This window comes from Devosia sp. J2-20 (assembly GCF_055808475.1).
In genome coordinates, this window is record NZ_CM147870.1 from 1,001,564 (window position 1) to 1,015,068 (window position 13,505).

Sequence of the window (13,505 nt, forward strand, 5' to 3'; positions counted from 1 at the left end):
GCATTTGCTGACGTCCAATCACCCGAACAACGGATTGTCGGATCCGCCCCGCGCGTTTCGTCTAACTCGATATACCGACCCATCGGACCTGCAGTGCCACAACTTATGAGCGGACTATTAACACGTTCCGCCTGGATTTGGCATGCCCTGTTGCAGTGGGGCGCCGAGTATAGTGGCGCTATTCCCAGCGGGCCCGGGCTGTGTCGTCGTCGGCCCTGGGGGCAACCCACTGCGTACCACCGGGGCCGGTTTCCTGTTTCCAGAACGGGGCATCGGTCTTCAGATAATCCATGAGAAACTGGGCGCTCTCAAAGGCCGCTGTGCGGTGGGGCGACAGTGTCATGACCTGCACGATGGGGTCGCCTGGTTGCAGCGTGCCATAGCGGTGAATGATGCTGGCGGCGCGCAATTCGAACCGCTGCATTGCTTCACCGAGAATGGCACTGAGCTGATTGATGGCCAGTTCGGGATAGCATTCAAGTGTCAGGCTTGTGATGGGCGCGTCGGGTGTCGAACGAACCAGGCCTGTAAAGCTGACAGCGGCCCCGGCACCATCGCCAGCGGCCAGGAACGTGTTGGTTTCGGCGCCGGGGTCGAACGCTTGGGTGGTGACGCGCACGCTCATCATCAGCCGCCGGTCATGGGCGGGAAAAACGCGACGGTACTGGCGCCAGCCAATGGCGTTTCGTGCGGTACCAGTTTGGCATCAACAGCAGATTTGATCAGGCTGCGTTTGGCAACGGCGTGGGCAAAGGCTTCGTCGCGTTCAGCCAGCCAGTCGATCAGATCGCCTACCGTGGCGACGCTATCGGGCGGGCTGACCTCTTCGCTGCCCCTATTGAGGCGCTCGCGGAGCCAGGCGAAGTAGAGGATCTTCATCTCGCATCGCCTGACAGGTGTGGCCAGCTGGCGCGAAGATAGTCCCAACCCGTCCAGAGCGTCAGGGCTCCGGCGAGCCAGAGCAGCACATCGCTGAGCAGGCCAAACCCGGGAACAATGCGTTCAAACAGCACAATGGAGAGTGCTACCAACTGAACGGTGGTCTTCCATTTGGCCAGTTGGCTGACAGGCAGCACGATCTTGGTATTACCAAGGAACTCACGCAGGCCGGAGATGAAAAATTCCCGGAACAGAATGGCGCAGACCGGGATCATATCCCAGCCCGACAGGCTGCCATCCCAAGCCAGTACGGCGATCATGATACCCACCAGCAGTTTGTCTGCGATGGGGTCAAGCATGCGGCCCAAGGGCGAATACTGGTCCCAGGCGCGGGCGAGGTAGCCATCAAGCCAGTCGCTGGCTGCTGCCAGCACGAAAAGGATCAGCGCAATCAGTCGCAGGATCAGATCACCATCCATCACCAGAATGGCAATGGGGATAATCGCCAGGATGCGCGCAATGGTGATCAGGTTAGGGACGAGGAGCAGCGGGTTTTTGGCCATGGATCGACAGAACAGTTTTGCTGGTAAGGGGTCAAGAGTGAGTTCGTCAGTAGCGATGGCCATTTTAACCTCCCCCGTGGGGGGAGGATTAGTGCGGCTAGGCGATTGGCGATATTGCCTTATGCGACACGCTGCTTGGTGGCGGCGCGCCGGGCCGCTACCGCCTCGGCGAGGGTTTCCAGCGCTGTTACGGTAGTGTCCCAATCGATGCAGCCATCGGTGATAGACTGACCGTAGACGAGTTCACGGCCGTCAACGAGATCCTGACGGCCGGCCACGAGGTTGGATTCGACCATGACCCCAATGATGCGGCGATCACCGGCGGCCATCTGGGTGCCAATATCGGCCAGAACGGCTGGCTGGTTTTCGGGTTTCTTGGACGAATTGGCGTGGCTGGCATCGATCATGATGCTGGCGGGCAGGCCGGCTTTTTCTGCCGCGCTGGCGGCAGCATCGACGCTGGCTGCGTCGAAATTAGTGGTTTTGCCGCCGCGCAGGATGATGTGACCGTCCTCATTGCCCGTGGTGGCTGCAATGGCTGAGCGACCGTTTTTGGTAACGGCGAGGAAATGATGTGGCTGGCTTGCCGAGGCCACAGCGTCCAGTGCGATTTTGATGTTACCGTCCGTACCGTTCTTGAAGCCGACCGGGCAGGAAAGCCCCGAGGCCAGTTCGCGGTGGATCTGGCTTTCGGTGGTGCGGGCACCAATGGCGGCCCAACTGACCAGATCGGCGATGTATTGCGGGGTGGTCATGTCGAGGAATTCGCAGGCCGCGGGCAGGCCCAGATTGGCGATATCGAGGAGCAGAGCGCGGGCTGTGTGCAGGCCGTTATCGATGTCGAAGCTGCCATCGAGATTGGGGTCGTTGATCAAGCCCTTCCAGCCCACAGTGGTGCGGGGCTTTTCGAAATAGACACGCATGATGATCTCAAGCCGGTCGCCCAGGGTGTCACGCAGCGCGCTGAGGCGCTTGGCGTAATCCAGCGCCGCGGCGGGATCGTGGATGGAGCAGGGCCCGACCACGACCGCAAGGCGATCATCGGCGCCAGTGAGAATGTTGTGGAAGGCGTGACGAGCGCTGATGACGGTGCGCGTGGCTGCATCGGTGCGCGGATGCTGGCGCATCACCTCGATGGGGGTGGTGAGTTCTTTGATGGCGCTGATACGCAGGTCATCGGTGGTCTTGAGCATTGGTGGTCTCCTCGGGAATTTCGGGTGAGGCGGCCAACAAAAAAGCCGCCTCGTATGGGGGCGGCTGGCTTCGGGTTCGGTCGTATCCTGTAAGGATCAGATCAAGCGCGCGGTAGCCTCCGCCGAGAGCGGATAGCTAAACCAAAACGAAAAAGTGGCTGCGGTGCGGATCATGAGGGAAGTTGTAGCGTGGGATCCGCTGGCTGTCGACTACTACTTTAGCCGCCCGCGCCCTGATAATTGCGCAGGCACCAGCGCCAGTGGATTATGGCGATGGTGACCATGAGGGGGCCCGCCAGCAGGCAGGCCAGGCCGGCGCTGTCGCCCAGCAGGGGCACTGTCTTGCCGAGCAAAACTGCCACCGGGACCGTACTGAGAAAACCCAGCGGCACGATAGTGATCAGCATGAGCTGAATGGGGAAGGGGAAGATGACCATGGGGTATCGGGCCAACTCCCAGAAGCCAAAAAAGATCGAATAGAGGTGTCGTGAACGCACCCAGACCAGCGCGCTGGCGCCGATCATGGTCATCAGAGACGCCACGATGGCGGCGGCGCTGAGGAGTGTGGCGAGGAAGTAGAGCGTAGTAGAGATCGACCAGACCAGATCAACTTGGGTGAGGGCCCAACTCATCAGGCCGATCGCCAGTATGATGTGGCCGGTATAGCCAATGTTGAGGCCGGAAAAGACCAGATAGACCCAAGTGTTGATGGGTTTGACGAGGATGGCATCCATCGTGCCCAACCGGACCATGTCTTCCATGACGCGGAACTGGGTGAAGCTAAAGCTGGCCCCGGTCGCATAGGCGAGGAGATGAAAGCTGAGCAGCAAGGCCATTTCGGACCAGGTCCAGCCGCCCAGCACCCCGAAACGCTGCACGATGAGCGCGATAGCAGTGTACATGGCGCCATAAGATGTCGCCTGAGAGAACCAGGCCAGCAGCATGGCACCGGGATATTCGAACTTGGTGCGCACGAACATGCCGACAAGCTGCGGAACGAGGCGAATGGTGCGGGACATAGCTCAGCCTCCCTGCACGACAAGGCGATCGCGGGCGCGCGACCAAAGCCAGCCTAGGCCTGCAAGCAGGGCTAACAGCCAGCTTAGCCCGATACCAAAATATAGCAGGGTCTGGCCGGCATCGAATTTGCCGAGATAGACCGCGGCTGGGTAGTAGGAGACCCAGGCGAAGGGCAGGTGACCGGCGACGGCTGCCAACCAGTCCGGAAACAACCAGAGCGGCACTAATCCACCCGACAGCAAGGTCATCAGGCTCATCAGGAACCACTCCAGAGCAAAGACAGTCATCAACCAGAAGGCCAGGAGCCCGGCCAGTGTAGCCAAGGTGAACAGGACCGCAAAGGACAGCGCCCAGAACGCCAGAAAGGCGAGGCCGTGGAACGGACTGGCAGGTGGCACGAGACCATAGGTCAGCCAAACCACCAGACCGATTGGCAGTACGATCAGCAAGAGCTTGAAGGCGAAATGGCCGAAATGGGCGGCCAACAGATAGGCGGGATAATAGAGCGGCTTGAGCAGAAACACCGTCACATCGCCGGTCTGGACAGCTTCGCCGACTTCGTTGACCAGGCGCGAGAAATCCCAATACAGCACGGGCCCGGCAAGCAGGGCATAGGTGACCATATCTGGCAGGGTGAAACCATCGACAGTGGCGCCAGACGTTGCGCCATAGACCGAAATCCAGATGGCAATCCGTGCAAAGATGAACACCAGATCGCCGAAGATGCCGGCCCAGACGGCATTGCGATAGGCCAGGCGGGTCTGGAAGGCGTTGATGGTGAAATTGACATAGGCCACCGCTTTCATGGAGCGGCCGCCAGATGGGGTTTTTGCTGATAGAAGGTGCGAATGACCTCTTCGATAGCAGGCTCTACCAACGCCACATCCTTGAGATCGTAGCCCGTGCCCAGCTCGGTCAGAACGTCGAGGATCGAGGTGGTTTCGCTATCGAGCAGGAAGTGCTTGGCTGCTCCCTCGTCATTGACCAAGCGTGCCGTGCTCAGGGCGATGGGGCCGGGATCGGTACCGAATTCGAGGCGTAGTCGGCGGCGCGATCCGAGCGCTGCGCGCAGCCGGCTCAGTTCGCCATCGAACAGCAGCTTGCCATCATCAACCATGATCAGGCGGGGGCAGATTTCCTCGATATCCTGCAGGTCATGGGTAGTAAGGATGATGGTGGTGCCGCGCTCGCGGTTGATGTGGGCGAGGAATTTTCGCACCGCATCCTTGGCCACGACATCAAGCCCGATAGTGGGCTCATCGAGGAACAGGATCTTTGGATCGTGCAGGAGCGCCATGGCGATTTCGGCACGCATCCGCTGGCCAAGGCTGAGCTGGCGCACCGGGCGATCAAGATAGTCGCTCATGGCCAGCATATCGCATAGAAAGGCGAGGTTGTCGGTGTAGCGCGCCGGGGCGATGTCGTAAATGTGGCGGTGCAGGTCGAAGCTGTCGCGGACGGGCAGATCCCACCAGAGCTGGCTGCGCTGGCCAAAGACCACACCGATCTCGGCTGCATTGACCATGCGCTGACTATGCGGTTCGCGTCCCAGCACGCTGAGGCTTCCCGCTGTCGGCACCAGGATGCCGGTCATCATCTTGATCATGGTGGATTTGCCAGCCCCATTAGGGCCGAGATAGCCCACCGCTTCGCCTGCGGCGATGGCAAAGGAGATCTCTGTCACCGCGTGCACCTGGCTGTAGTCGCGACTAAACAGACTGCGTATCGCGCCGCCTAGCCCGGGCAGGCGCTTGGCCTGACGGAAGGTCTTGGCGACACCGCTGGCGGTGATGATAGCGGACATGGCTGCTCCCTCAAGCGCGGCTACGCTAGCCGATTCTTGCGCGCTGTGAACGCGTTAGATTGCAGGTGAAGAACCGCGTTGGGTGAACAGAATTGGTCTCTCTGACGACGAGCCCAGCCTATTTGGCATGTATTTGGTGCAGCATTCTTTGCGACATGTCAGGGTCTTCAAGCAGTGGCGTGAGGTCGCTGACCTGATCGAGTGCGCCGACGATTGGCAACTGCTTGATGAGCGGATCTGAGATGGCTGCGCGGGCAGCGGCGACCGCGTCGTCAGCGTTGATGGTGGTGAATGGCCGCTCGTGATAGGGCCCGATAATCGGGGTGAAGGGGGCGATGCCGCGTGCGCTCTGCAGCTGTGCCAGTTCGAGATAGGCTGCCGCAAGTGCGTCGCCGCGCGTGGTGTAATCCTGAGCGCGCATGGCGCGGTCCAGATGAGGCGTGAGGCGCGCTGCAAGGGTGAGGCGGGCAAAACTGGTGCCAAGCCATTTGGAATAGGGCGCGTAGTGACGCTCCAGCAGGAAACCCATATGCATGACATCGCGCACCAGACGGGCAGCGATTATCCGCGAGCCCAGGTCGTCGCCGACTTGCCCGGTGCGGCCGACAAAGGCCTGTTCCTCAGCGATGCGCCGCCACTGGCAGGCGATTTTGTACAGCCAGACGTCGTCGGGGAAATAGGCCAGACGCTCTCGCGCATCAGTCAGCCAGCCATCGTCATCGTGGAACACGGCGCCGGCAGTAAACGTGAGAAGCTTTTGTTCGGCCATGCCGAGCCAATCCAGAGCACTCAGAGTATCAAGCGACCGCCTTGCAAACTGGGCTTGAAGCAAATGTTCAAGGGTGTGGAATTGCAGTCCGTGTTCAAATGCGCCAGCGGCTTCGATGCCGATGGCCGGCGGATTTGGTCGGCTGCGCCAGGCAATGGGCTCGCCCAGAAAGCTGGCAGGTGCGGCACTGGAGAACTCGGTGACCAGGCGCTGCGCATAGACGTCAAAGTTGTCGCGGCTCAGGATAATCTGAACGCGTGGGCCCCAATTATGGTCCCTGGAGGTTTCGTCATCAAACCCCAGCAGTTCCGAGCCAGAGTCGATCAACGCCGCGGTGTGACGCAAATCGGGTGCCGTTTCGGCCAGCCAAGGGCGAACAATATCGGTGTAGAAACGCCGTGATAGTTCGATCCCCTGCATGCCTTCGCCTCCCCAGCGCTGGTGGAAGCTTATGGCCCGGCAGGGATATTTGGAAGGGCGGGCACGGCGCGGATGGCATGGCGCTACAGTCTGACGATATCGCCTTGGAAGTGATCAGTCCGACCATCCCTGGCGCATCAGAGTATAGGCAAACGAGGCTGTCCAGCCGATCAGTGCGAAGCCGTTCAGCGCCTCAACGCCTGAAACGATGCGCATTGCGCCCAGAGGGTAGATATCGCCGACGCCCAGCGTGGTGTAGCTCATCATGGAGAAATAGAAATGGTCCAGCGGGCTGCCCTGTGTCTCGCCAGCCAGTGAGCCCATGCCGAGCCAGCTGTCCATCGCATAGAATGCCAAAGCGTAGAGCGCTACCGAGAGCATCTGCGCTGCCGTCACACTGGCCATGCCGACCAGCACGCCAGCGCGTCGCGGTAACCCGCTCCCATCAAGGATGCTTCGTGCCGCCAACATGGACTGGTAGTGGATCAGTACCGAAACGGCCATGATCGCGAAGGCGCCAATGGTGGCGATAACAATTTCCATGCCGGTGCTCCGTGTTTTTCACAGGAGGCAATGAGGCAGGCGGTGGTCCGTTCCCTCAAGATCGGCATCGGCGTAGCGTGCGTATCAGCTGGCGCGGTTGAAGTGATCGTAGATCAGCTGAGCCATAGCGCTGGAAATGCCTGGTACGGCTTCGAGATCGGTCAGGCTGGCGCGGCCGACGGCCTTGGCGGAGCCGAAATGGTTGAGAAGGCTGCGTTTGCGGGTGGGGCCGATGCCTTCGATCTCGTCGAGCGGATTGGAAATCTGCTCTTTCTTGCGCTTGGCGCGGTGGGTGCCGATGGCGAAGCGATGGGCTTCGTCGCGCAGGCGCTGGACGTAATAGAGTACCGGATCGCGATGGGGCAGCATGAAGGCCTCGCGGCCCTCCATGAAGAATTTCTCACGGCCGGCGTCGCGTTCCTCACCCTTGGCGATGCCAATAAAGGTCACCTCCTTGGGCAGGTTCATTTCAGCGATAACGCCACGCACGGCGCTCATCTGGCCGGCGCCGCCGTCGATAAAGACGACATCGGGCCAGTCGGGCATGCCGGTGGCCTCGTCCTCGGCGTCGCTGTCGCTGTCATTGGTCAAGCGCGTGAAGCGGCGCGTCAGGACTTCGCGCATCATGCCGAAATCGTCGCCGGCGGTGATGTCGGATTTTATGTTGAAGGTGCGGTAGTGCTTTTTGGAAAAGCCTTCTTCGCCGGCCACGACCATGGCGCCGACCATGTTGGTGCCCGAGATGTGGGAGTTGTCGTAGGTTTCAATGCGGCGGGGCACGCTATCGAGGCCAAAGGTCTCGGCGACGCCTTCGAGCAGGGTGCGGTTGGTGGCGCCTTCGGCGAGCTGGCGGCCAAGGGCTTCGCGAGCATTGTTGAGAGCGTGGTTGAGCAGGTCGCGCTTTTCACCCCGCTTGGGCACTTCAATGGCGACCTTGCGACCGGCGCGGCTGGAGAGTGCTTCGCCCATCAGTTCGGGCTCGGCCAGTTCGTGACTGATCAGCACCAGGCGGGCCGGGGTGCGGTTTTCGTAGAACTGGGCGATGAAGGCTTCGAGCACTTGGGCATCGGACAGGCTGGAGTCCGCGCGCGGGCGATAGGGGTAATTGCCCCAGTTCTGGAAGGCGCGGAAGAAGAAGACCTGCACGCAGAACTGGCCGCCTTCGTGGTGGATGGCGAAGACGTCGGCTTCTTCGACGGATTTGGCGGTGGCGTCGCCCTGGGACTGGACCAGGGCCAGGGCGCCGAGGCGGTCTCGGATCAGGGCGGCGCGCTCGAAATCGAGGTTTTCGGCGGCCTGTTCCATGTCGGCCTGCAAATGGTCGCGGACCTTTTGCGATTTGCCGGAGAGGAACTGGCGGGCATCTTCGACCAGCTCGGCGTAGCCCTCAAGCGAGATTTCGCGGGTGCAGGGGGCGGCGCAGCGCTTGATCTGATGCTGCAGGCACGGGCGGGTGCGGGCAGCATAAAAGCTGTCCGAACAATTGCGGAGCAGAAACGCCTTTTGCAGGCTGGCGATGGTGCGCGCGACGGCGGTGGCTGAGGCAAAGGGGCCGTAATAATTGCCCTTGCGACGACGGGTGCCGCGATGCTTGGTCAACTCTGGGGCCTCGTGGTCACCAGTGATCAGGATATAGGGGAAGCTCTTGTCGTCGCGCAGCAGCACATTGAAGCGCGGCTTGAGGCGCTTGATCAGATTGGCCTCGAGCAGCAGGGCCTCGGATTCGGTCTCGGTGCGCACGAATTCCATGCTGACCGTGGCTGCGATCATGCGCTGCAGACGCACTTCTAGCGCCTCAGGTCGGGTGTAATTGGTGACGCGAGCCTTGAGATTGCGGGCCTTGCCAACATACATCACTGCGCCCTGCGCATCGAGCATGCGATAGACGCCGGGGGCGGCGGGCAGGGTTCGAACAAAGGCCCGGATTACCTCATGGCCGCTGGGCAGGGGCGTGCTGTCGTCGATCATGAGCGAGGAGTCGGGCCACGGCGTTCGGGGTGTTCGAGGTGTTCGCCACCATCGAGTGCCAGCATCTGGCCGGTCATGGATTTGGCGGCGAGCAGCATCAGCACACCATCGGCGATATCCTCGGGCCCCGCATTGCGTTGCAGAGGCAGACCCTGAACGCTGGCTTCGAACTGAGCCTGGCTTTGACGCGAATGGGGCAGGACCGGGCCGGGACCGATGGCGTTGACGCGGATGGTTGGGGCCAGGGTCTGGGCCATGGTCCGGGTGGCAGCCCAGAGTACGGATTTGGACAGGGTGTAGCTGAAATAGGCGGGCGAGGTGTGCAGAACGCGCTCATCGATGATGTTGACGATATTGCCGAGGCTGCCAGCGGGGTGCTGAGCGGCGAAGTCGCGGGCCAGAAAAACCGGCGCTTCGGCATGAATGGCGAAATGGCTATCCCAGAGCGCTTCGTCAAGATCGTACAGGCTATCGGGGTCAAAGACCGAGGCATTGTTGATCAGCACCGAGAGGGGACCAAAGGGTGCGGCGGCTTTGGCGATCAGCCCGGCGCGTTGGGGGCGGTCCATCAGGTCAGCCTGAACAATGGCGGCGGTACCGCCGGCAGCCGTGATGTCTGCCTGCACCTGACCGGCGCCATCGGCATCGCGGTTATAATGGATGATCACGGCATGGCCGGCGCGCGACAGCGCCTTGGCGATGGCGGCGCCGATACGGTCACCAGCGCCGGTAACAAGCGCGACGGAAAGAACTGAGGGTGAAGTGGACTGATTGATCATGCTGGGAACTGGGACCTGATGGGCGGACCATAGGCCGCTTTGGCTGGAGTCTTCAACGTGCTGGATGGGATGAGCTGGGGGCAATTGGCGCGTCAGACTGCCTCTGGCGTGCTGACAGCGTGTGGCAGCAGCGCTGTCCTTTTGTTGCGCAACCTTCGGGCATAGGCTGCTGGAGTCGCTGCAGGGCAGGAGGCACTGCGGGGCGGACGCAGATATCCTTGGGGGAACATACAGTGGAAGCGATCATCTCGATTCTGGTGCAATTGGTGGCCGGCGGTGCAGGCGGCAATGTGGTGGGGCAACTCGCCAAATCGCTGAGCCTGGGCACGGCAGGCAATTCGGTCGTCGGTGCAGTTGGCGGCATGGCGGCCACATGGCTGGCGGGAATGATCCCCGGGCTGGATGGCCTGGTGGGTGCGGCAGCGGGCATGGCTGGTAACGCGGCAGGCGCTGCGGACATGGCTGGCGGAATTGATTTCGGCGCACTGGCCGGTCAGGGCGTTACCGGTCTGGTTGGCGGCGGCGTGCTGACGGCGATTGCGGGTCTGGTCAAGTCGCAGATGGCCAAGGGCTGAACTTTGCGATAGCGCTTTGGCGTCCCGGTTCGCAAGTGAATCGGGACGTTTTTCAAGCAGGCGTAACATCTTTCTATGTCCCTTTCCGCCATTGACGACAGGGCCGATAATGTCGGTCGGGCTATTGCGCTGACACTGTTCACCATTGCGGTGTTCGGGATACAGGACGCTATGTCCAAGCATCTGGTGCAGACCTATTCGCCGTTTCAGGTGACGATGATGCGCTATTGGGGCTTTGCCGCCTTCGCACTTTATATCGTGTCGCGGCAGGCTGGGTTGCGTCAGGCGCTGTCGTCCAAGGTGCCGCTTTGGCAATTGCTGCGCGGCTCGCTGCTGATTATCGAGATCTGTGTCTTTGCGCTGGCGCTGCAGACGGTGCCGCTGGGCGAGTTGCAGGCGATCTCGCTGGTCTATCCGCTGCTGGTGACGCTGTTCTCGATCCCGCTGCTGGGTGAGAAGGTTGGCGTGTTCCGCTTTGTGGCGGTGGGCGTGGGATTTGCCGGTGCGCTGATCATCGTGCGGCCCGGAGGGCTGCCGCTGGACTGGGGTGTCGGCTTTGCAATGATCGCGGCGGTGCTCTACTCGCTCTATATCGTGCTGACCCGCAAAGTCAGCCAATACGACAAGGCGCCGACCAGCCTGGCCTATACCGGCATTATCGGGCTGGTGCTGTCGAGCGGCGTGGGTATTTTCTTCTGGCAGCCGATGGCCTGGCCGGATGTTGCGCTGGTGGTCACGATGATGATCACAACGTGTCTGGGCCATGGGGTAATGATCTATGCGCTGTCGCTGGCACCGGCGAGCACGGTGCAGCCATTCAACTATTTTGCACTGCCCTGGGCGATCGTGCTGAGCATGGTGGTGTTCGGCCACTACATCGACCCGATATCGCTGCTTGGTGCGGGAATCGTGGTTGCGGCGGGCCTAGTGGTGATGGCCCGTGAGCGGATTAAGCGCGTCAGAATTGTTGACGGCCCGATCCTGCCCGGGCGGGAGTAATCAGGCGAACATCTTGGAAATCCAGACGCCACCAGCGGCGCTGACGCCTGTCAGGAAAGTGCCCCAGACCATGTCGACCGCTGCAACCGTTGGGGTGAAGCCCTTCATGGTCGACAAATTCGTCAGGTCGTAGGTGCCATAGGCAACAAAGCCGAGCAGGGCACCGAGCATGAGGGCCTTGAGCACATCACCTTCGGCGGGTGCGGCGACCAGGGCAACAACGCCGACCAGATAGGCGAGGTAGAATAGCCCTGCGATCATCAGATTGGGATTGGGCAGCAGGATGTCGCCGATCTCGCGCTGATAGAAGCCCTTGCCCATGGTGGAGAGCCAGACGAAGTCGAGCGGGAAGAAGATCAGCGCGCAGGCGCCGTACAGGATCAAGTATTTGGTCATGAGAGCGGCTCCTTGCAGCAGGTTGGACTTGTTACGCAGCGTGGTGGTTGCAGGATCACTGTCATTGGCAGGCCTGCCCTTGAAGTCTGCGCCGGGGGAGGGCATGTCAGGGTGCACATGGAGGGAATAGTATGATCTGGCTGCTGGAAATCGGGTTGGTGTTGCTGCTGGTGGGTGGTGGCTGGACCTATCTGACACGTGGCAAGCGCGGTAGCGACAAGGATTCGCTGACCATGCGCCGGGTTGATGCCTATATCGAGACGATCCGCCGCGAGCGCAGCAACAAGGAACTGGCGGCGATGAGCGATACCGAATTGCGCGATCTGCTGCATTCGGGGGCGCACAATATGCGCGTGGCCGGGGAGCGGAAGAACTGGGCGCTGCTGGGGGCTGGAGGGGTAACGCTGTTTTCAGCGGTCATTGCGGCCAACCAGGACGGGATGCGGGGCTTCGCCGTTGCGATGGTGGTTGGCGCGCTGGTGATCTACGGGCTCAATGAATATCTGGCGCGCCGCCTGCGTGCGCCATTGGAGCAGCGCGGGATTGATGTCGACCGCATCAAGGTCGAATAGAAAGCGCCGCCCCGTGGGGCGGCGTTGTCGTTTCGATCAGTTGCCGATGCAGAAGTAGCCGTTGGGACCATTAACGCAGACGCTGCTATTGCTGCGTGGATAGGTCGGGGCGGGGCGCGGTGTCCAGCGTGGCTCGTCGCGAGGATCCCAGCGTGGGGTGCGGTCCCACCGACCGCGGTCGCGATCCCGGTCATGGCCCCAATCACGTTCGTTCCAGCCGTCATAGCCACTGCGCGAGAGGTAATTGGCCGATACCCAGCCATCTGCGCCGCGCTTTTCGACAAAGCACCAGCCGCTCCGGCACTGCTGAACATCAACCTGCTCGCCCCGACGCAAGGTGTCGACGACCCGGTAGTGCGTAGATGGTCCAGAGCGGACATTGACGTTGCTGGTTGCGTAGGCCGATGCCGCGGACGCTGCGGCAGTGGTTGCCACGAGTGCCAGGACCGCGAGGCCGCCTGCCATGAGTTTGTTGCTCAGAGCCATTGTTGATCTCCTTATCCCTGTTGGGCATTGAATGCCTGTGAGGACAGAAGACACCAGTGCGCCTGAACCCAAGCTGAATGGCTTGTTGTCTGCAGCTAGAACGTTAGCAGATCGACGAAGCGCTTGAGGCGGTCGCCCAGCTTCTTGCGCTGCTTGGTCTTGAGCTCGCCCATCAGGGCTTCTTCAAGCTGGGCCCAGTGATCGGCCAGTCCGTTGCGGATGCGCACGCCGCGTTCGCTTAGCGCAACGCCAGCAGCGAGTTCTGGACCAACGGCCTGCCGGGTGATCAGACCCCGCTCTGTCAGGCGCGCCAGACGGTCGGTCAAACCGGCCTCGGACAGCCCCAGCTCGGCTGCCAGCTCGGTTTCGGTGCGCCCCGACCGACCTAGTTCAAACAGGATGGCGTCGTCGCCCGGCTCGAGGCCGCGCTCTGAGAGCGGCAGCAGCAAGGCGCGGTGGGCGAGCTGGCCCGCCTGGATGAGCCGGTAAAGTGTTGAACGGGATGAGGGCTTGGACATAGGTGGGAAAATAGTCCGAAC

General features: G+C 61.4%; 17 protein-coding genes. 3 read left to right on the plus strand and 14 right to left on the minus strand.

What is annotated here, in order from left to right; translation table 11 throughout:
* Nucleotides 1–178: 178 nt before the first annotated feature.
* From AC0L37_RS04850 to AC0L37_RS04900, 11 genes are all read right to left on the minus strand, one after another.
* Nucleotides 179–625, minus strand: a complete 447-nt coding sequence (locus AC0L37_RS04850; protein WP_282221833.1) for a molybdenum cofactor biosynthesis protein MoaE — start codon at nt 623–625, stop codon at nt 179–181.
* 2 nt (nt 626–627) lie between these two features.
* Nucleotides 628–879 (minus strand): molybdopterin converting factor subunit 1, encoded by a 252-nt coding sequence (moaD, locus tag AC0L37_RS04855; protein WP_212657304.1) that lies wholly within the window; start codon nt 877–879, stop codon nt 628–630.
* Nucleotides 876–1,505 carry a CDP-diacylglycerol--glycerol-3-phosphate 3-phosphatidyltransferase gene (gene pgsA, locus AC0L37_RS04860; RefSeq protein WP_348984711.1) on the minus strand — a complete coding sequence of 210 codons (630 nt, stop codon included), beginning with the start codon at nt 1,503–1,505 and terminating at the stop codon, nt 876–878. Before pgsA ends, moaD begins: the two co-directional genes overlap by 4 nt.
* A 56-nt stretch (nt 1,506–1,561) precedes the next feature.
* Nucleotides 1,562–2,635 carry a 3-deoxy-7-phosphoheptulonate synthase gene (locus AC0L37_RS04865; protein WP_282221832.1) on the minus strand — a complete coding sequence of 358 codons (1,074 nt, stop codon included), beginning with the start codon at nt 2,633–2,635 and terminating at the stop codon, nt 1,562–1,564.
* A 218-nt stretch (nt 2,636–2,853) separates the two neighbouring features.
* On the minus strand, nt 2,854–3,654 hold the full coding sequence (locus AC0L37_RS04870) for an ABC transporter permease (protein ID WP_282221831.1): 801 nt from the start codon (nt 3,652–3,654) through the stop codon (nt 2,854–2,856).
* A gap of 3 nt (nt 3,655–3,657) precedes the next feature.
* Entirely contained in the window at nt 3,658–4,461 is an 804-nt protein-coding gene (locus tag AC0L37_RS04875) for an ABC transporter permease (RefSeq protein ID WP_282221830.1), read from the minus strand.
* Nucleotides 4,458–5,459, minus strand: coding sequence for an ABC transporter ATP-binding protein (locus tag AC0L37_RS04880; protein ID WP_282221829.1), 1,002 nt, complete (start codon nt 5,457–5,459; stop codon nt 4,458–4,460). The genes AC0L37_RS04875 and AC0L37_RS04880 overlap by 4 nt, the downstream gene beginning before the upstream one ends.
* Nucleotides 5,460–5,577: 118 nt before the next feature.
* Nucleotides 5,578–6,648: a DUF4037 domain-containing protein gene (locus AC0L37_RS04885; RefSeq protein WP_282221828.1), complete on the minus strand. Its 1,071-nt coding sequence runs from the start codon at nt 6,646–6,648 to the stop codon at nt 5,578–5,580.
* 114 nt (nt 6,649–6,762) lie between these two features.
* Complete coding sequence (locus AC0L37_RS04890; RefSeq protein WP_282221827.1) at nt 6,763–7,191, minus strand: potassium channel family protein; 429 nt, start codon at nt 7,189–7,191, stop codon at nt 6,763–6,765.
* Nucleotides 7,192–7,275: 84 nt separating this feature from the next.
* Nucleotides 7,276–9,159: an excinuclease ABC subunit UvrC gene (gene uvrC / locus AC0L37_RS04895; protein ID WP_282221826.1), complete on the minus strand. Its 1,884-nt coding sequence runs from the start codon at nt 9,157–9,159 to the stop codon at nt 7,276–7,278.
* Nucleotides 9,156–9,938, minus strand: coding sequence for an SDR family oxidoreductase (locus tag AC0L37_RS04900; protein WP_269369049.1), 783 nt, complete (start codon nt 9,936–9,938; stop codon nt 9,156–9,158). The genes uvrC and AC0L37_RS04900 overlap by 4 nt, the downstream gene beginning before the upstream one ends.
* 233 nt (nt 9,939–10,171) lie before the next feature.
* Between AC0L37_RS04900 and AC0L37_RS04905 the strand changes: the two genes are divergently transcribed.
* Nucleotides 10,172–10,513: a hypothetical protein gene (locus tag AC0L37_RS04905; protein ID WP_282221825.1), complete on the plus strand. Its 342-nt coding sequence runs from the start codon at nt 10,172–10,174 to the stop codon at nt 10,511–10,513.
* 75 nt (nt 10,514–10,588) lie between these two features.
* On the plus strand, nt 10,589–11,512 hold the full coding sequence (locus tag AC0L37_RS04910) for a DMT family transporter (RefSeq protein ID WP_282221824.1): 924 nt from the start codon (nt 10,589–10,591) through the stop codon (nt 11,510–11,512).
* Here the strand turns inward: AC0L37_RS04910 and AC0L37_RS04915 are convergent, their stop codons facing one another.
* Nucleotides 11,513–11,908: a DUF2177 family protein gene (locus AC0L37_RS04915; protein ID WP_212657311.1), complete on the minus strand. Its 396-nt coding sequence runs from the start codon at nt 11,906–11,908 to the stop codon at nt 11,513–11,515.
* A gap of 131 nt (nt 11,909–12,039) precedes the next feature.
* Between AC0L37_RS04915 and AC0L37_RS04920 the strand changes: the two genes are divergently transcribed.
* Nucleotides 12,040–12,480 carry a hypothetical protein gene (locus tag AC0L37_RS04920; RefSeq protein ID WP_282221823.1) on the plus strand — a complete coding sequence of 147 codons (441 nt, stop codon included), beginning with the start codon at nt 12,040–12,042 and terminating at the stop codon, nt 12,478–12,480.
* A 36-nt stretch (nt 12,481–12,516) separates the two neighbouring features.
* On the opposite strand, the gene AC0L37_RS04925 is transcribed toward AC0L37_RS04920, so the two are convergent.
* Complete coding sequence (locus AC0L37_RS04925; RefSeq protein ID WP_282221822.1) at nt 12,517–12,966, minus strand: SH3 domain-containing protein; 450 nt, start codon at nt 12,964–12,966, stop codon at nt 12,517–12,519.
* Nucleotides 12,967–13,061: 95 nt separating this feature from the next.
* Nucleotides 13,062–13,484 carry a MarR family transcriptional regulator gene (locus AC0L37_RS04930; protein WP_212657314.1) on the minus strand — a complete coding sequence of 141 codons (423 nt, stop codon included), beginning with the start codon at nt 13,482–13,484 and terminating at the stop codon, nt 13,062–13,064.
* Nucleotides 13,485–13,505: the final 21 nt, after the last annotated feature.